The 17109-nt window shown below is 35.4% G+C and carries 15 protein-coding genes and 2 riboswitches; of the genes, 14 read left to right on the forward strand and 1 reads right to left on the reverse strand.

The annotated features are described in order from the left end of the window. The first annotated feature begins 452 nt into the window (after positions 1-452). The 8 genes from rlmD (at position 453) to B2R82_RS10300 (ending at position 10063) form a co-directional block, all read left to right on the forward strand. Positions 453-1817 carry a 23S rRNA (uracil(1939)-C(5))-methyltransferase RlmD gene (gene rlmD / locus B2R82_RS10265; RefSeq protein WP_286924757.1) on the forward strand — a complete coding sequence of 455 codons (1365 nt, stop codon included), beginning with the start codon at positions 453-455 and terminating at the stop codon, positions 1815-1817. Positions 1818-1934: 117 nt separating this feature from the next. Further along, positions 1935-2231, forward strand: coding sequence for a hypothetical protein (locus tag B2R82_RS10270; RefSeq protein ID WP_286924758.1), 297 nt, complete (start codon positions 1935-1937; stop codon positions 2229-2231). A 370-nt stretch (positions 2232-2601) separates the two neighbouring features. After that, a complete protein-coding gene (locus B2R82_RS10275; RefSeq protein WP_286924759.1) occupies positions 2602-4554 on the forward strand; it encodes an LTA synthase family protein in 1953 nt (650 codons plus the stop codon). A gap of 306 nt (positions 4555-4860) precedes the next feature. Beyond that, on the forward strand, positions 4861-5823 hold the full coding sequence (locus B2R82_RS10280; RefSeq protein ID WP_286924760.1) for a tRNA dihydrouridine synthase: 963 nt from the start codon (positions 4861-4863) through the stop codon (positions 5821-5823). Positions 5824-5962: 139 nt separating this feature from the next. Then, a riboswitch (cyclic di-GMP riboswitch) is annotated at positions 5963-6049 on the forward strand. A 165-nt stretch (positions 6050-6214) separates the two neighbouring features. After that, positions 6215-6589 (forward strand): hypothetical protein, encoded by a 375-nt coding sequence (locus B2R82_RS10285; RefSeq protein ID WP_286924761.1) that lies wholly within the window; start codon positions 6215-6217, stop codon positions 6587-6589. A 43-nt stretch (positions 6590-6632) separates the two neighbouring features. Continuing rightward, positions 6633-7346: a hypothetical protein gene (locus tag B2R82_RS10290; RefSeq protein WP_286924762.1), complete on the forward strand. Its 714-nt coding sequence runs from the start codon at positions 6633-6635 to the stop codon at positions 7344-7346. 41 nt (positions 7347-7387) lie between these two features. Next, positions 7388-8485, forward strand: coding sequence for a methyl-accepting chemotaxis protein (locus B2R82_RS10295; RefSeq protein ID WP_286924763.1), 1098 nt, complete (start codon positions 7388-7390; stop codon positions 8483-8485). 219 nt (positions 8486-8704) lie between these two features. Then, a complete protein-coding gene (locus B2R82_RS10300) occupies positions 8705-10063 on the forward strand; it encodes a serine protease (RefSeq protein WP_286924764.1) in 1359 nt (452 codons plus the stop codon). Positions 10064-10231: 168 nt separating this feature from the next. Here the strand turns inward: B2R82_RS10300 and B2R82_RS10305 are convergent, their stop codons facing one another. Beyond that, the gene (locus B2R82_RS10305) at positions 10232-10429 is read right to left on the reverse strand and encodes an alpha/beta-type small acid-soluble spore protein (protein WP_054772111.1); all 198 of its coding nucleotides are present in this window, start codon (positions 10427-10429) and stop codon (positions 10232-10234) included. 187 nt (positions 10430-10616) lie between these two features. On the opposite strand from B2R82_RS10305, the gene B2R82_RS10310 reads away from it, so the two are divergent. From B2R82_RS10310 to B2R82_RS10335, 6 genes are all read left to right on the forward strand, one after another. Continuing rightward, entirely contained in the window at positions 10617-11111 is a 495-nt protein-coding gene (locus B2R82_RS10310) for a DUF1456 family protein (protein ID WP_054772112.1), read from the forward strand. Between the two features lie 215 nt (positions 11112-11326). Next, complete coding sequence (locus B2R82_RS10315) at positions 11327-11521, forward strand: hypothetical protein (RefSeq protein WP_286924765.1); 195 nt, start codon at positions 11327-11329, stop codon at positions 11519-11521. Between the two features lie 213 nt (positions 11522-11734). After that, positions 11735-11820, forward strand: a riboswitch (cyclic di-GMP riboswitch). A gap of 104 nt (positions 11821-11924) precedes the next feature. Continuing rightward, on the forward strand, positions 11925-13676 hold the full coding sequence (locus tag B2R82_RS10320) for a methyl-accepting chemotaxis protein (RefSeq protein WP_286924766.1): 1752 nt from the start codon (positions 11925-11927) through the stop codon (positions 13674-13676). Further along, positions 13666-14418, forward strand: a complete 753-nt coding sequence (locus B2R82_RS10325) for an SDR family NAD(P)-dependent oxidoreductase (RefSeq protein ID WP_286924767.1) — start codon at positions 13666-13668, stop codon at positions 14416-14418. Before B2R82_RS10320 ends, B2R82_RS10325 begins: the two co-directional genes overlap by 11 nt. Positions 14419-14443: 25 nt before the next feature. Beyond that, entirely contained in the window at positions 14444-15931 is a 1488-nt protein-coding gene (locus tag B2R82_RS10330) for a sodium:solute symporter family protein (protein ID WP_286924768.1), read from the forward strand. Positions 15932-16131: 200 nt separating this feature from the next. Continuing rightward, positions 16132-16818, forward strand: coding sequence for a hypothetical protein (locus B2R82_RS10335; protein ID WP_286924769.1), 687 nt, complete (start codon positions 16132-16134; stop codon positions 16816-16818). The last annotated feature ends 291 nt before the right edge of the window (positions 16819-17109 follow it).

Raw genomic sequence — 17109 nt, forward strand, 5'->3', positions numbered from 1 at the left:
GAACTGCTCAGGCAAATAGGAGAACCGCTCAGGGCGAAGTGAGATCTGCTCGGGTTAAGAGGATAATCGCTCAGGTAGTAGAAAAATCCGCTCGGGTCAAGAGAAGAATTGCTCAGGTAGGAGAAAAATCCGCTCGGGTCAGGAGGAGAATTGCTCAGTAGCAGAAAGAACTGCTCGGGCCAAGAGAAGAGTCGCTCAGGTAGGAGAAAAATCCGCTCGGGTCAGGAGGAGAATTGCTCAGGTAACAGAAAGAACTGCTCTGGCCAAAAGAAGAGTCGCTCAGGTAGCAAAAGAAACTGCTCAGGCAAAGAGTAGTTCTGGTCATCTACCCAGATAAATTACGCCAATCTGATTTACTCTGCTCATAAGATAGTTTCCCAATAACAAGCCTTGTTCTTTTTTCATGCGCCAACACATGCTACAATAAGAAGATTGAAATGGAGGATGTATGAATGTCAGCACCCGTGAAAAAAAATGATCGACTAACAGTTTATATAGAAGATTTAACACATGACGGCAATGGCGTGGCAAAGGTTGAGGGCTATTCGCTATTTATACAGGGCGCACTTCCTAACGAAACAGCTCAAATCCATGTGTTGAAAACCTTAAAAAATTACGGCTTTGCCAAAGTTGTAGAAATTATCAAGCCGTCTCCTGATCGTGTGGATGCACCTTGTGACTATTTCCAGCAATGTGGTGGCTGCCAATTACAGCATTTATCTTATGAGGGGCAGCTAAAATGGAAAGAAAATATGGTACGGAACGTTATGCAACGTATTGGTAAAATTAATGCGCCAGTTCTTCCAGTTAAAGGTATGAAAGAGCCTTGGCATTACCGTAATAAAGCGCAAATCCCTTTTTCCGTAAATGAAGCAGGACAAGCAATAGCAGGTTTTTATAAAACGAAGACGCATAGCATTGTCGATATGGAACGTTGTTTAATTCAAACAGGTGAAGCGGATGCTATTCTTGCTGGCTTGAAAAAGGAGTTAGCCGCAACGGGTATCCTACCATACAATGAGCTATCACATGAGGGAATGCTACGTCACGTAATCATTCGTACAGCTCGTGCAACTGGGGAAATCATGGTTGTACTCGTTACGAAAAAGAAAAAGTTCCCTCAAAAAGAGGCAGCCGTTGCGATAATACAAAAGCTTTTACCGAATGTCACATCAATTATGCAAAACATCAACAGTAACAAAACAAATGTCATTTTCGGTGATGAAACCATAAATCTATGGGGCAAGGATGTTATTATCGATACAATTGGTGATGTATGCTTTGAAATTTCAGCTCGTTCATTCTATCAAGTAAACCCTGAACAGACTGAAGTTCTTTACAAGCAAGCACTAGACTACGCTGATCTACAGGGTGACGAACGAGTAATTGATGCCTACTGTGGAATCGGTACTATTTCTCTATTCCTTGCTCAAAAAGCAAAGGCAGTCATGGGCGTAGAAATTGTCCCACAAGCTATTGAAGATGCCAAGCGTAACGCAGCGCTGAACGGCTTTACAAATACGTATTTTGAGACAGGTCCAGCAGAAGAAGTAATTCCACGTTGGTATAAGGAAGGCAAAGAAGCCGATGTGCTTGTTGTAGACCCACCACGTAAAGGGTGTGATGAGGCACTTTTAAACACCATTTTAGAGCAACGTCCGAAGCGGGTTGTCTATGTATCATGTAATCCAGCCACACTTGCGCGCGACCTACGTATTCTGGAGGATGGCGGCTATCAAACACAGGAAATTCAACCAGTTGACATGTTCCCGCACTCCACACATTGCGAAGCCGTAGCGTGGTTAAAGTTAGTTTAATGAAATGATAAAAGAACGAATTTCTAGTAGGAAATTCGTTCTTTTTCGGTACATAAATGGATTAAAGGTATTTTCGAAGAAATTATAATGAAGTAAAATTTTTTATGGAGGCGGACTATGAAGACAGAATTTATTATAACCGTAGTTATCATTTTAGGAATGGTAATTGTAATAGACAAAATATACGAAAAAATTAATATAGAAAATTATTCTCCTATTTGGGAGTATTTTTCTAAAGCCATCCTCTATGGGTTTATTGCTAGCGTTACATTATTCTATGGAAAGGAATCACTAAGAGATGTTAATGCACTAGAATGGGCCATCATTGCAGTTTCAGCAATAGAAGGGATAGGGAACTATATTAATTATGTAAAAGAATCAAAAAGGAGAAAAGAAGAAAAAAGAAAGACTTGAGGTAATCAAACTTGGCTACATAATGAAATAATTCTTCAAAGAGTCGTTTATCAAGGTTTTGTAAGTGAATGTAAAAGATACAGTAATTAGCAGAGTCAATTTTACCCACCAGTACCTAAAAAAATTTTGGATTAAAATACCATAAAAATGTTAGTAACATAACATTTTTATGGTATTTTTTCTATGTCAATATTTATGTTAATTAGCAATGATTATACTAATTGTCTTTATGGTAGTTAACAACTTGACAGAAGTTTAAATGGGGAGTACGATACATTAGTCGCTAAAAAACTATTGCGAAGTAACATATTTTCAAAATGCAATACTTATTTTAGATTTTAATTTAAATAAGTAAAAGGTAGGTGCAAAAATGAAAAATCTAGTAAGTAAAAAAGATGACCTATTACACAACTTTTTAGGAATATATTTATTAGCTGTTTTAATGCTATGGTTTAAAACATATATTAGTCAACTATCACAATTTGACCTAGGCTTAGAGGGAGTCTTTCAACAATTCCTTTTATTAATAAATCCACTAGGTTCAGCAATGCTATTTCTTGGATTTTCATTTTTATTTAGAGGAAAACGAAAATATACATCACTTGTTATAATTTACACTTTGATGTCTATACTTTTATATGCCAATATTGTTTATTACCGATTTTTTAGTGATTTCATTACATTACCTACACTTTCCCAAACTCAGAACTTTGGAGATTTAGGTGGTAGTGTTCTCTCACTATTAAAATCTTATGATATCTTGTTCTTTGTGGATGTATTTGTCATGTTTTATCTACGATTTTCAAGAAAAATACAAAAAGAGTCTAATCGTTTAGGTTATAAAAAAGCAACGGCAATCATTGCATTTGCATTGGCTATATCCGTCCTAAATTTAGGACTAGCTGAAGCTGATCGTCCGCAATTATTATCTCGAGGTTTTGATAGAAACTATATTGTGAAATATCTAGGAATGTATAACTATACGATTTATGATTCAGTCGAAACGATGAAAGCATCTTCACAAAGAGCTTTGGCGGATAGTAGTGATATTACAGAAGTAATTAACTATACAAAATCAAACTATGCCAAACCTAATGCAAAATATTTTGGTGCAGCAAAAGGAATGAACGTTATCTATTTACATTTAGAATCATTCCAAAATTTCCTTATCAATTATAAATTAAACGGTGAAGAAGTTACGCCATTTTTAAATTCATTAACTAAAGATAAGAATACAATGTATTTTGATAATTTCTTCCATCAAACAGGTCAAGGTAAAACGTCCGATGCAGAATTTATGCTGGAAAATTCTTTATTTGGGTTACCTCAAGGTTCTGCTTATATTACAAAAGCACAAAATACGTACCAGGCAGCTCCTAGTATTTTAAAAGATCATGGTTATACATCTGCTGTATTCCACGGTAATAACGGAAGCTTCTGGAACCGAAATGTGATTTATAAATCATTTGGATACGACAAATTCTTTGATGCTAGTTATTATAATACAGATTCTTCAGGTGATATGGCTGAGTATGGTGTGTTAGATAAACCTTTCTTTGAACAATCTCAAAGTCTTTTAAGTTCCTTACCACAACCTTTTTATACAAAATTAATTACGGTAGGGAATCACTATCCATATAAAATGGATCAAAATTTAGTAACGATTGATAAAGCTAATACTGGAGATCCTAGTGTTGATAATTATTTCCAAACTGCTCGTTATGCTGATGAAGCAATCGAACAGGTTTTCAATCAACTAAAAGAATTAGGCTTATATGATAATACGATGATTGTTCTTTATGGTGACCATTATGGTATTTCTGATAATCATAATACAGCGATGGAACAAGTGATTGGCAAAGAAATTACACCATTTGAAAGTGCTAATTTACAACGCGTACCATTATTTATACATGTTCCAGGAATGCAAGGAGGAACTGACCATACTTATGGAGGCCAAACAGACCTTCTTCCGACGGTATTACATTTACTAGGAATTGATACGCAAAAATTTGTTCAATTTGGTTCAGATTTATTATCAGAAGAGCATGATGAAATTGTGCCATTTAGAAATGGTGATTATGTCAGTCCAACAATTGCTTCAATTAATGAAAAGTTTTATGATAATAAAACAGGATTATTACTAGATGATAGTCAATTAGAGTCTGCGAAAACGATCAAAAATGAAGTAGATCATAAGTTGCATTTGTCTGATAAAGTTGTGAATGGTGATTTATTGAGATTCTATACACCAAAGGGTTATACACCAGTTGATCCTTCTCAGTATAATTACTCCAAAGATGAGAATGTAGAATCGAATTAATAGTTTCAATTTATGGGCAGTTCAAGAAAATGTGTGTTATCTTGAATTGCCTTTTTATATGTTATTTTTGGATAAGAATTAAAAGGCATTGGATACTTTGTGAAGCAGTGTCGGGTTGGAGTTGGCGTAATAGGAAAGCAGTGGATATAGAAAAATCTATACCATCTGCTTTTTTGCGATTTTCATAATATTTTTTACAAATAATAAATGTCCAAAAGTACTTGTGTTTGATAATAAGTTATTAAGCATGATATAAGTGTAAAAGATACTTTTTATTTTTTATAGTTGAGAGGATTTGGATTTGAAATGATAGATAATTTTTGGCGTGATTTACCACGACCATTTTTCGTACTTGCACCGATGGAAGATGTGACAGATGTTGTTTTTCGTCACGTAGTAAGTGCAGCAGGTCGACCAGATGTATTTTTCACGGAGTTTACAAACTCGGATAGCTATTGTCATCCTGAAGGCATGAAAAGTGTGCGGGGCCGTTTGATTTTTACAGAAGATGAACAGCCGATGGTGGCTCATATTTGGGGAGATAATCCCGAATATTTCCGTCAAATGAGTATTGGTATGGCAGAGCTTGGATTTAAAGGCATTGATATTAATATGGGCTGCCCTGTACCGAATGTGGCTACAAGAGGAAAAGGAAGTGGCCTGATTTTACGTCCAGACATTGCAGCGGAACTTATTCAAGCAGCAAAAACGGGCGGGTTGCCTGTTAGTGTGAAAACACGACTTGGCTATAAGGATGTAGATGAGTGGGAAGAGTGGCTAACGCATATTTTAAAACAGAATATTGCCAATCTTTCTATTCATTTACGAACAAGAAAGGAAATGAGCCAAGTAGATGCGCATTGGGAGCTTATTCCTGAAATCAAAAAATTACGTGACCATATTGCACCAAATACGCTACTTACCATCAATGGAGATATTCCTGATCGTCAAACAGGGCTGGAGCTTGCGAAAGCATATGGGATTGATGGCGTTATGATTGGCCGAGGTATTTTTAAAAATCCCTTTGCTTTTGAAAAAGAGCCGAAAGAGCATAGCAGTAAAGAATACCTAGATCTTTTGAGATTGCAGCTCGATCTTCAAGATCAATATGCGGAAGTACTGCCTCGTTCCATCACAGGGCTTCATCGCTTTTTCAAAATCTATGTCAAAGGATTCCGTGGGGCTGGTGAATTAAGAAATCAATTGATGAATACGAAATCAACAGATGAAGTGCGTGCATTGCTTGATAGCTTTGAAAAAGAATATTGATGAATACTATAACATAAATTTAAAATGCTTCTAATTCCTGATGTTATTAGGAGTAAATTACTAAATGTCGACAAAAATTGACAAGTCATTTATAATGTAATTGTAATATATCAATGTGATGTTAGTATTATTTTTATAAAATAGAAAAAGGCAAACTTATCGAAAGGTAAGGACGCAAAGCTACGAGTCTAAAATCCCCTTGGATAATGATAGTCGGGTTGCCAAAATAATAAGTGTTTTTTGGCTATCCTAATTCTGTTCAAGGATAGTTTTTTTGTTGAAAAAATAAAAGAACAAACGACAATCAATCATAGTGATAGATGTAATGAAATGTTTATATTTATAAAATAATACTAACAATATCAAATAAAGAATAAAAAGGAGATTTGAGATGATAGTCGTTGATAATGAAAAATATAAAATGGCAATTTATGAGGCAAAAAAAGAAGTACACGTTCAAATAATAGGGTTTATTAAAGCCGCTCTTGTAGAGCAATATGTTAAGGATTTGGAGGAGACAGTGGCTAGAGTTCAGAAAAATACATATACATTAGTTTTTGATGCAACTTATCAATCACCGCTTCCTTCAAAGGTTTCAACAGAGCTAGGAGAAACACTAATGTTTTACGCATCACTAGGTTTCAAAGAATTATTTATTGTTAGCCCAGCCTCTAAAATAGGATATGTTCAAGTACGAAATGCTTTAGAGAGAGTTAACTTCCCAGGAACAGTGGTTGACAATGTTTCACAATTACCAAGTCGTTAGTCTTTAATTAGCTATAGTCATATTTTGAAAAGAGGAATTTAGGATGCAAACAGTTCAAGAATTATATACATATGAAATCCTTACAAAGGACCAAACAGATTTAATTGAACAGGCAGCAGAATGTTTAGCAAAAACATTTATTGGAGTAGAAGTTGCTGGTAAATGGGTGCAAGAGCCGATTATCGGGTACGCCTTACAACTCCCATACGAAGATTTCTATCAATTTACAAAGGAATATATTGAAGCAAATGTTCATCAAGGATATTGTGCTATTGCACTAGATAAAGAGCAAAAAGTCGTAGGCGCACTAGTTGGAGATACGAATGTCCTTGAAATTATGGAAGAGGATATTTTTGAAGGTACATTTTCTAATATGAACATAGTCATGCATGTTTTAGAGGATATTGATGAACGTTTCTTAAAAGATTATAAAAAACGTCATGGAAAAGATATGGAAGACGGAGAGGTACTACATTTATTTTTATTAGGTGTAATTGCTGAACATAATCGTCATGATATTGTACAAGGCTTAGGCGATATATTAGTAAAAAGAGCAAAAGAAGAAGGCTTAAAATTAGTATTAGCTGAAGCGACAAATCCAAAGTCATTGCGTTTAATGGAGAAGTATCATGACCTGACAAAATATGTAGACATAGAAGGAAACTTTATTGTTCATAAATATGAAAGCAACGAACATCTAAGCAGTATTCCATCAACTGTAGCAGATGGAATTTACATCATTGTAAAAGAACTATAAAATTTCATCACTAATACGTTAGTAGAATAGGAGATATTTTCATGGAAGCCATTATGCTAGGGATTATTGTAGTTTTAATATGTACATCTTTGTATTTTGCTTACCTCTATTTTTCACTTAAACGTCATGCCCAGTTAAATAATGAGGGACAAAATGGACTAAACGATTTATCAACAGGTCAAATAGGTGAACAATTTTTTAAATTCGCAAAAAAGATCAATGAAAAAGGTGAAACTCTTTTTGAACATGGGGAATACGCAACTGAAAAGGCTGATACTGTAAGGGCCGCTATTGACGAAGTCGGTAAAGGATTAAAAAAGCAACTAGTTGCTACCGAAGAGAGCTCTACTTCTATCGAAGACATTACAGTAGCTATTGAAGAACTGTCTATAAGATCAAACCAAATTTCAGAACAATCGAATACGACGTTAGAATTAACGCAAGAGGGTAACGTTAAGTTAAAAGATTCACTGGTGAAAATGGAGCAATTTAATCAAACGATTAATACGACATTTGATGCAATCAATACACTTGGAGAAAAATCATACGAGATTGGAAACATTGTAAAAGTAATTACAGGAATTTCCGAGCAAATCAATCTATTAGCATTGAATGCAGCTATCGAAGCAGCACGTGCAGGTGAACATGGTAAAGGTTTTGCTGTAGTTGCTGATGAAGTTCGCAAATTAGCAGAACAATCGCGTCAGTCAGCTGATGAAGTTTCAAATATTGTCAAAAATATTCAAGATGAGACGAACAAAGTCGTAATCTCGATGAAGCAAGGAACAGAAGAATTTGAACAAACAAATACGAAAATTCTTGAAATAGGAGAAATGTTCGAAAAAATTGTAGATACAACAAAAATTATTGCTGAAAATAATGCGAATTCATCAGCAAGTACAGAAGAATTATCTTCAAGCTCACTTCAAATTGTGGCAGCTATGAAGGATATTTCTTTTATTTCGCGAGAGTCTGTTGAAATGTTTGAAGAGTTAGTTGGAATTAGCGATGAAGAGTTAAATACAATGGAAAAACTAGTTCAAGAAGCAGAGCAACTTGTAAAATTAAAAAAGGATGCAGAAAAAATCCTTTTTTCTTTAAATCGTGGTGTTGAAACGGAAGAAGCTAGAGCTGTTTAAGGTGCCGCAAAAATACGAAAGAGGAAGTTATCCTTAAATGTTTTAATCAACAAATGGAGATATGTCACTTCCACAAGAAAACAGGCCAAAGGGAAGTTAAGCAAGAACGAATTCTGGGAGGAATTCGTTCTTTTTCATGTAATTGAATAAAGGATTTAGAGGAGTATAAGCGAATTGTATATAAGTGCTAAATATACGTGCTATAGGAGATGGAAGGATATGATTGTGACAACTAGACCTTTAAAAATTAAATATAAAAAGCCAGCCAATCCTCTTCAGGAGTTTATGGAAAACATTCATTACAGTAACTCCCTTACAAAGGAAGTTGTTTTTATACGATATATCGGTATATCTGATTCAGTCGATCTTTATAGGGAAGATATTTTAAAAATGGATGAGTATTTTTATGCTAAAAAGCAAAGTGTGCTTTATTTACGATTACATAAGCTTGAGGTCATCACCAATAAAAAAGATGTAGATAAATTTTCAGAGCTTTGGGGGAATTGGCAAGTCGTGGTTAATAACCCTGCGTTACTTTACGAGACACCTTTATGTGGTAAATTACAGAAGGATCATCTTGAATGGACAAAAAAAATTAGCTTTAAAGAAATTATCCAAATGTATAAAGAAAATCAGCCAAACGCCAATGAAACTTTATTAAAAAATTTTGTAGTAAAATTTTTATACTGGATGGATTATTATTTGCCTCAAATTTTTTCTGAAGATAACCAAACAGTGCAGAAAATTGTTTTTGTTGGTAGCATTACACAGCATGAATTATTATTCTTATATTTCTTATCGACACTTGGCTGTGATATCTGTTACATGAATCCTAAAGAAGACATTCCAAATTTGCTTCCAATCATAGCAGCATCATCTACTTTATATAAGTGTTGTGGCTTCTATGAAAAGGAAGTGGTAATACCAAAGCCTCAACCTAAAAAGAGTATACCATCTCAACAAACAATAACACTTCCGGTTCAGAATAAAACGGCGGAAGAGTGTAGCTATGAGCAGTTAGCTTCTTTAGCCACATCTGTTGTAATGATTAAAACGTTTGGAGCGGATCATGAGGTGTTGTGCTTTGGTTCTGGTGTCGTTCTTCATCAAGATGGGTATATTTTAACAAACCTGCATGTTGTGAGTGGTGGGGAATATTATTCTGTACTATATGAGAACGATAAGAACGAATATATAACACATCAGTTTGTAAAATATCATGATGTGCATGATTTAGCCATTCTGAAGGTAGATAGAGTAAGCAAGCCTTTACCTGTTAAAGTTGAAGGTCCATTAGTTCGAGGACAGAAGATCGTTGCTATTGGCAGTCCTCTAGGATTATTTAATTCCGTTTCTGATGGTATTGTTTCTGGGTTTCGGGATATTCGAGGTATGTCTATGATTCAATTTACGGCGGCCATTTCAAACGGAAGTTCAGGGGGCGCTTTACTGGATATGCAAGGAAGACTAGTAGGGTTGATTACAGCAGGCTTTAATGATGGTCAGAATCTTAACTTAGCTGTACCTGCTCATTTAATCTATCAATTTGCTCAAAATTTTATTGAATTACCGAGTTAACGATTAATCCATTGCTATTTCATAAAATCCAATAATAGATGTTACCCTCAAGAAGAGTAAACTATAATGAACTTATTCAAAAAAACTTAAGGCGAAGAAAAAATTAATTGATAATAAAATACGAAAGAACGAATTCCAATCAAAAGGGATTCGTTCTTTTTTATGTTATTATAATAAACCTTTTGAACGTTTTTCAGCCATTTCCACGAGGCGTTTTGTTATTTCGCCTCCGACTGAGCCGTTTGCGCGAGAAGAGGCTTCAGGCCCTAACTGTACATTAAATTCTTGTGCAATTTCATACTTTAATTGATCAACAGCTTCTTGTACACCAGGTACTTGAAGTTTATTGGAACTACGAATAGCCATTTTGCTCACCTCCTTGTGATTAGAATGGTCGAGAGTGAGCGATTCATACATTTAACTTAGGAAAATGCATATTCTAATTACTATTGTAAAGTAACTTTGTGGAAAGGTAGCTAAAAATGTGAATGTCTCTGCTATAATAAAGTGAAACTTAATTAAATGTTTTTTCTAAGTAAATGGAGGTTTTTAAATGACGAATAATGATATTTTAATTCGTTTAAGATATGCATTAGATATCAAAAATACAGATATGGTTAAAATTTTTAAGCTAGGCGGCATGGATTTTACAAAAGATGAAGTTTTGAACATGCTTATTAAAGTTAATGATGAGGAAGAAGCACCAGAAGAATACATCAAATGTAATAATAAAATGCTTGAGGCTTTCTTAAATGGGCTCATCACATTTAAGCGAGGACCACAGCCATCTAAGCCTGGACAAGCTGAGGGAGCACAACTGATTTCAGGAAAAGAAAGTCCTAATAATATGCTATTAAAGAAAGTAAAAATTGCTTTAGCATTAACAAGTGAGGATATGTTGGATATTTTATATGATGGCGGTGTTAATGTTTCGAAAGGTGAATTAGGTGCCATTTTAAGAAATCCAAGTCATCGCAACTATAAGGAATGTGGCGATCGATTCGTGAGAAATTTTTTAAGAGGATTGACAAATAAATATAGAGAATAAATGGATATTTAAAAGAGCAGCTATTATTTTGTAGCTGCTCTTTTAATAGGTAATCTTACGTAAATAGCTCTAAAATGTTGCAAATATACTATGAAAATCACGATTTTCTTTTTAAAATTTAGTTGACAAAATGTGACGGAATTGTGTACACTTTAGATGACACAAAGTTGTCACAAACGGGGAAAATAAATGTTTACGAACAGAGGGGTGCTTTTATGGTTTATTTTGACATCTTATTAGTTGCTATTGCATGTGTTAGTACGCCACTCATTGTTGCAATTATATTAGACATCTTTTATGCAGAGAAAAAACAGGTTCGTTTTTCATTACGTCGTACATCAGTATGGTATTTATGTATGTTTGTTTTATCTTTTATACCAACAGTCTTACTTATGACACACAACGTATAGTTTACTTTAATAGGAATAAACACTTAGGGGTAAGTGAATATAAAAATATAGGAGTAGCTACAATTTTAAATACTTGTAGCTGCTCTTTTTATGTGTTCGTATGTTATTCTAATCATTCTATTGTTTGTTAATTGATGGTAAAAAAGTATTAAGAAATGCGTAATTTAAAATGGTTCCATTGACTACTTTTACCCATTGTGTTAATTTGAGGAGGAAAAAGATAGGCAAATCTACTGAAAAGTAGGGACGCAAAGCTACAGGTCTAAGGCAATAAATGCTATGATGGCTGGGTTGCAAAAGATTGCTAGTTAAGTACATATAATGCTAGTTATATTCTTTGTTGCCTATTTCTTTTTTGAAATAGGTTATTTTTTATAAAAAATTCGATAAGGGGGAAGTAGTAATGAAGTTCTTAAAAAATGCTTCATTAAAAAACAAACTTTTACTAACAGTTAGCATTATTGTTTTACTTCTAATAACAGTGATTACTACACAAAGTATTAGAGAATTAAACAATCGAATGACTGTAGATTTAGAGCAAGAGTTAAAAAGTGTTGGGTTATTAACAGCCATGAATCTTGATAGTGATGAAATTAAAGCTTTATTGACCGAAAAAGGGGAAACCAACGCTAAATTTACAAAAGTTCAAAAGCAGCTTGATAAGATCCAAGAGGAACAAGGAATTATGAGCTGGAGCTACATATGGGATGTCAAGGATGAGGGTGGCGTCAATCCTATAGGTTATACGACCAATTTAAATGATGTGTATGAAGCAGGTGAAATTTTTAAGGATTTAGCAGATGAGCATGTAGAAACAGCTAAATTGGCTATTAAAAATAACAGTACAGAGGTAACTGATATTTTCCAGGATCCGTATGGTTCATGGAGAACGGTTTTTAGTCCTATTAAGGATGATAACGGGCAGCTAATAGCATTATTGGGTATTGATTATTCTGCGGATTACATTAACACCATTATTAAAAAAAGTGTTACTAAACAGATTGTGATTGCTGTTATTGGTATTGTCATTTTATTAATTTTAGTTTACATAATTATTGATCGTTTATTAAAGCCATTAAAGAAGGTAGTAAATGTAGCCAATCAGGTGGCAAATGGTGAATTGATGAATGTTGATTTAGAAATTACGAAGGATGAAATTGGAAATTTATCTGAATCTATACATAAGATGGTGTCCAATTTGCAACATATCATTTTAAACATAAGAAATACATCAAACAATGTATCTTCTGCAGCTAATCAGCTTACTGTGCATGCAGGGGAGACATATAACAGTTCTACAAATATTGCTCAGGATATGAGACAAATTACACAAAATGCTGAGGCTTCTATGGTGATGACAGAAGAAACAGCAGCTGCAATGGAAGAAACAGCGACAGGCATTCAGCAAATTGCAGACTCTGCTAATACAGCAGCTGAATCATCTATTGCTGCATCCCAAGCTTCCGAACGTGGGAATCAAGTTGTTCAGCAAGTAATTACACAGATGGAGCTAATTAATGGCTCTGTGGAACAAATAGGCACAACCATCAATGGATTACATTCTAATACGAAAAAAATTAGCGATATTGTTAGCCTTATTACAGCTATCGCCGATCAAACAAATTTATTAGCATTGAATGCCGCTATTGAGGCAGCAAGAGCTGGAGAGCACGGAAAGGGCTTTGCGGTGGTGGCTGATGAGGTAAGAAGTTTAGCTGAGCAATCATCACAATCTGCTACTGAAATTTACAATTTGATTAGTACAATTCAAGCTGATTCAAACGCTTCTATTACGGTTATGGAGAAGGGGAAAGAGGATGTAAAGGCTGGGATGGAATTTACCAATGAGGTAGGAGAAATCTTTAAGGAAATTCTCACTTCGTCTGAGGAGGTAGCAAGCCAAATTCGTGAAATTTCGGCTGCATCTCAGCAAATATCTGCTTCATCTGAGGAAGTCGCTGCATCTGTAAATAACATTAAACAATCAGCAGAGCAGTCTTCGGAATTCTCATCAAATGTTTCAACAGCAACACAAGACCAATTGACAGCAATGCAGGAAGTAAAAGAGGCATCTTCTTCGTTAGGAAAAACAGCAGAAGAATTGCAGGCACTCGTATCGAAATTCAAATTGGAGAATGATCATTATGGAAATTAATTTTAAAGGAAAAAATGTTCTTGTAACTGGTTCAAGTAAAGGCATTGGCAGAGCTATCGCATTAGGCTTTGCGGAACACGGTGCTAATCTCTTAATAAACTATATTGGGGATGACAGGGAAGCAGAAGAAGTTCGTGCACAAGCAGAAAAGTTTGGTGTTCAGGCAATTAAATTTAATGCGGATGTATCGAATTCTCAGCAAGTGCAAGACATGTATCAATATATGGATACACATTTAGGCGCAATTGATATTCTTGTCAATAACGCCGGATTTGCTCAGGCTTCAAGCATTACAGATTTGACTGACGAGCAATGGGATAAAATGATTAAGGTACATTTATATGGCTGCTTCTATAATTGTCGTGAAGCAGCAAAAAGAATGAAGGAACAAAACAGTGGAAAAATTATTAATATCTCTTCTGATATTGGTAGTTTAGGCTGTGAAGAGTTTACGCATTATTCGGCTGCAAAAGGTGGAATTAACGCCTTTACAAAAGCTTTAGCAAGAGAATTAGCTCCTTCTATTTTAGTCAATGCAGTAGCTCCTAGTGGCACATTTACTGATATTCTTAAGGAATTTGGTGACAACTACGTAGAGGAGGAGTCTGCTAAATATCCTTTAAAACGATTAGCACAACCGGAGGAAATTGCAAAGAGTGTATTATTTTTAGCCTCAGAAAATGCTAATTTCTATACAGGACAGCTTTTAACGCCTAATGGTGGGGTTGTTATGAACGGATAAAGCGAAAAACTAAGGAGCCATACTTATGTTAAATATAATCATCTTTAGCTTATACTTAATTTTTATTTATTATATTGGCTATAAAGGCTATAAGCGTGTAAATACTGCCGAGGATTTAATTGTTGCTGGATGGAGCATGCCGTTATCTGTCGTAACAGGAAGCTTAGTTGCCGCCTTATTAGCAGCACCCTTCTTTTTTGCTGCTGTTGGTTCAGGCTATACAAGTGGAGGTTTTGAAGGCTCAGCAACAATGGGCGGCTTAGGCACCTGTATGATTCTTGGGGCACTTATCTGGACAAAGCCACTACGAAGATTGAAGGGTTGGACATTAGCAGATTACTATGGACTACGATATGGAAGTAAGAAGCTAGGTGCATATACAGGAGTCGTGATGGCAATAGCCTTTGGGGTCTTTAATGCGGCTGCACTAACTGTGGGTGGAACATATATTATTCAGCAGCTTTTACAAATTGATTTTGTGCCTGCTGCATTACTATTTGTATCCCTAACGGCTCTTTATTCAGTGATTGGTGGGCTATGGGCAGTTGCCTATACGGAAATTGTACAGGGTGCTCTTGCAGTAGCAGGAATCTTAGGAATTACGATTTTCATTTTGTTCTATTATCCAGATGTTACATTCAATCCTGAATGGTGGAATATCAGTACATTATTCGAAAAGGCTGGGGCAGAGTTTTGGACCCTTTATCTTGTGCTAGCACTTGGCGACATTCCAGCAGTGGATTTAGGGCAAAGGGTAGCTGCTGCCAAAAGCCCGAAAGTAGCACAGCGTAGTATGATTATTGCAGGGTCCATTATTATTGCAATTAGTTGGATTCCAGGAATGTTAGGAGAGGCATTCAAGACCATTTATCCTGATAGTTCAAATCCAGAAACATTAATGCTTACATTTGCACAAGGGTATTTCCCTCCATTATTAGCAGCAATTTTCCTAACGGCAATGGCTGCTATGGGGATGTCAACGGTAGCTGCATGCTATGTTGCCACTTCTGGAATTGTAACAAAAAATATTTATTTAGATTTTATTAACCGTAACCCCGATCCTAAAAAGCTATTAAGATTTTCCCGTGCTATTATTCTTGCAAGTGCTTTACTAGGCTTAGTGCTCGCATTGAGCTTCCAAAAAGTAATCGATTTAGCGTATTTAGCGTGGGACATTATATTCGTAACAATTTTTTGGCCAATAGTTTTAGGACCATTCTGGAAGCGAGTAAGTACGCCAGCAGTTTGGGCAAGTATTTCAGTAGGGCTGGTATACTATATCGTTACATCATTGACACATGTCCCGAGCCTCAATATCCAATCTGAAGGTTTCTTAGGCTTATTGAATGAGTTATGGCAGGCTCCTGTTTTCTCAGGTGTTGTGATTACAGGCATCACCATTGTTGTAGTGAGCTTACTTATTCCTCCTACACAGCATGTACTTGAAATGCACAGGATAGAACAAGATAAGAGCCTAGATGATGTCGGAAGCAAGGAAGAGTTAATGAAGTAATTTAAAAAATTTTAGGCAACTTTATAAGAAGATGATGTCTGTATTGCGCAGCCATCATCTTTTTTAGGTTGGCTATTTTTATTACTTCTATCTTAAAATACCCTTGATATTTAAGAATGAAAAGGTCATGAATAGAATAGAATTTCTACTATATATGGTTGTAATTGTTCTATCATTTTCTTCTTGAGGGTGGGATATAGGTGAAAACCTTTTTTGTCTTTTTTCTAGGAATTATCTATTTATTACTAGCAAATGCAGTTGAATCAATTCTATTTAATAGGCTGTATTTTCTTATAGGCTCAGTTCTAATAATTGTCGGAAGTATACACTACTTGAAAGAGCGTAATAGTTATTTAAAATGGTTAGAAGATATGAGAGAGGCAAGTGAGCGAGAGGTGCTGGCAATTCCCCATACACAGTGTATCCTTTCAGAGGATAGCTTAAGTGCTTTATTGTTAGACGAACCAACGAATACACTTTATTTCGCAAGTAGGGAAGATTTAGAGGAGGAATTGATAAAAAAGGTCATCCACTTTGATAAAATATATGAAGTAGCAATAGTGGAGGATGAAATATTTATTGCAAGAACAAGTAATCATTTAATCAGTGGTTCTTTATTAGAGGATGAGCAGGATGTTGAAGTAGAGGAGATTGATGAAGATGATCCTGCGTATAATACTGTCTCTCAATTAGCTTTGAAAATTGTAGCTGATAATTTATCAGACCCTATTTTAGAATTTGTTTTTTTAGATGAAGAGGAGCCCATTTCTAGGGAGGAGGACGAGTACCTAGAGTCCTTGGAGCTATGTGAAAAATGGTATCAGAAGATAAGTGTGATTATCAAGCGTTATGAGCTTGAAAGAGTACCCATTCGCCATTGGCAATAAAATTTAGAAGCTATCTCGATTCATTAACATAAATCGGGATAGCTTTTTCTGATAATAGTTTGATTATGCAATAAGTTAATTGAGGGGCCAAGGAATTGCTCAGGGAGTTTGAAAAATTGCTCAGTCACCCCCGCAAACTGCTCGGACATGGGGAAAACTTGCTCAGGTGTTCCCGGGAATTTTTCTGGCAGCGTAAGAACTTGCTCAGGTGTCCCCAGGAACTACTCGGGTAGTGCAAGAACTTGCTCAGGTGGCCCAAGAATTGCTCAGGTATGGCAAGAACTTGCTCAG

Source organism: Lysinibacillus sp. UBA6686 (genome assembly GCF_002455205.1).
In the GTDB taxonomy this organism is placed as follows: domain Bacteria; phylum Bacillota; class Bacilli; order Bacillales_A; family Planococcaceae; genus Lysinibacillus; species Lysinibacillus pakistanensis.

What these genes read in the sequence shown, in the direction of transcription:
- rlmD (WP_286924757.1), top strand. Translation starts at nt 453, where the DNA reads ATGTCAGCACCCGTGAAAAAAAATGATCGACTAACAGTTTATATAGAA.
- B2R82_RS10270 (WP_286924758.1), top strand. Translation starts at nt 1,935, where the DNA reads ATGAAGACAGAATTTATTATAACCGTAGTTATCATTTTAGGAATGGTA.
- B2R82_RS10275 (WP_286924759.1), top strand. Translation starts at nt 2,602, where the DNA reads ATGAAAAATCTAGTAAGTAAAAAAGATGACCTATTACACAACTTTTTA.
- B2R82_RS10280 (WP_286924760.1), top strand. Translation starts at nt 4,861, where the DNA reads ATGATAGATAATTTTTGGCGTGATTTACCACGACCATTTTTCGTACTT.
- B2R82_RS10285 (WP_286924761.1), top strand. Translation starts at nt 6,215, where the DNA reads ATGATAGTCGTTGATAATGAAAAATATAAAATGGCAATTTATGAGGCA.
- B2R82_RS10290 (WP_286924762.1), top strand. Translation starts at nt 6,633, where the DNA reads ATGCAAACAGTTCAAGAATTATATACATATGAAATCCTTACAAAGGAC.
- B2R82_RS10295 (WP_286924763.1), top strand. Translation starts at nt 7,388, where the DNA reads ATGGAAGCCATTATGCTAGGGATTATTGTAGTTTTAATATGTACATCT.
- B2R82_RS10300 (WP_286924764.1), top strand. Translation starts at nt 8,705, where the DNA reads ATGATTGTGACAACTAGACCTTTAAAAATTAAATATAAAAAGCCAGCC.
- B2R82_RS10305 (WP_054772111.1), bottom strand. Translation starts at nt 10,429, where the DNA reads ATGGCTATTCGTAGTTCCAATAAACTTCAAGTACCTGGTGTACAAGAA.
- B2R82_RS10310 (WP_054772112.1), top strand. Translation starts at nt 10,617, where the DNA reads ATGACGAATAATGATATTTTAATTCGTTTAAGATATGCATTAGATATC.
- B2R82_RS10315 (WP_286924765.1), top strand. Translation starts at nt 11,327, where the DNA reads ATGGTTTATTTTGACATCTTATTAGTTGCTATTGCATGTGTTAGTACG.
- B2R82_RS10320 (WP_286924766.1), top strand. Translation starts at nt 11,925, where the DNA reads ATGAAGTTCTTAAAAAATGCTTCATTAAAAAACAAACTTTTACTAACA.
- B2R82_RS10325 (WP_286924767.1), top strand. Translation starts at nt 13,666, where the DNA reads ATGGAAATTAATTTTAAAGGAAAAAATGTTCTTGTAACTGGTTCAAGT.
- B2R82_RS10330 (WP_286924768.1), top strand. Translation starts at nt 14,444, where the DNA reads ATGTTAAATATAATCATCTTTAGCTTATACTTAATTTTTATTTATTAT.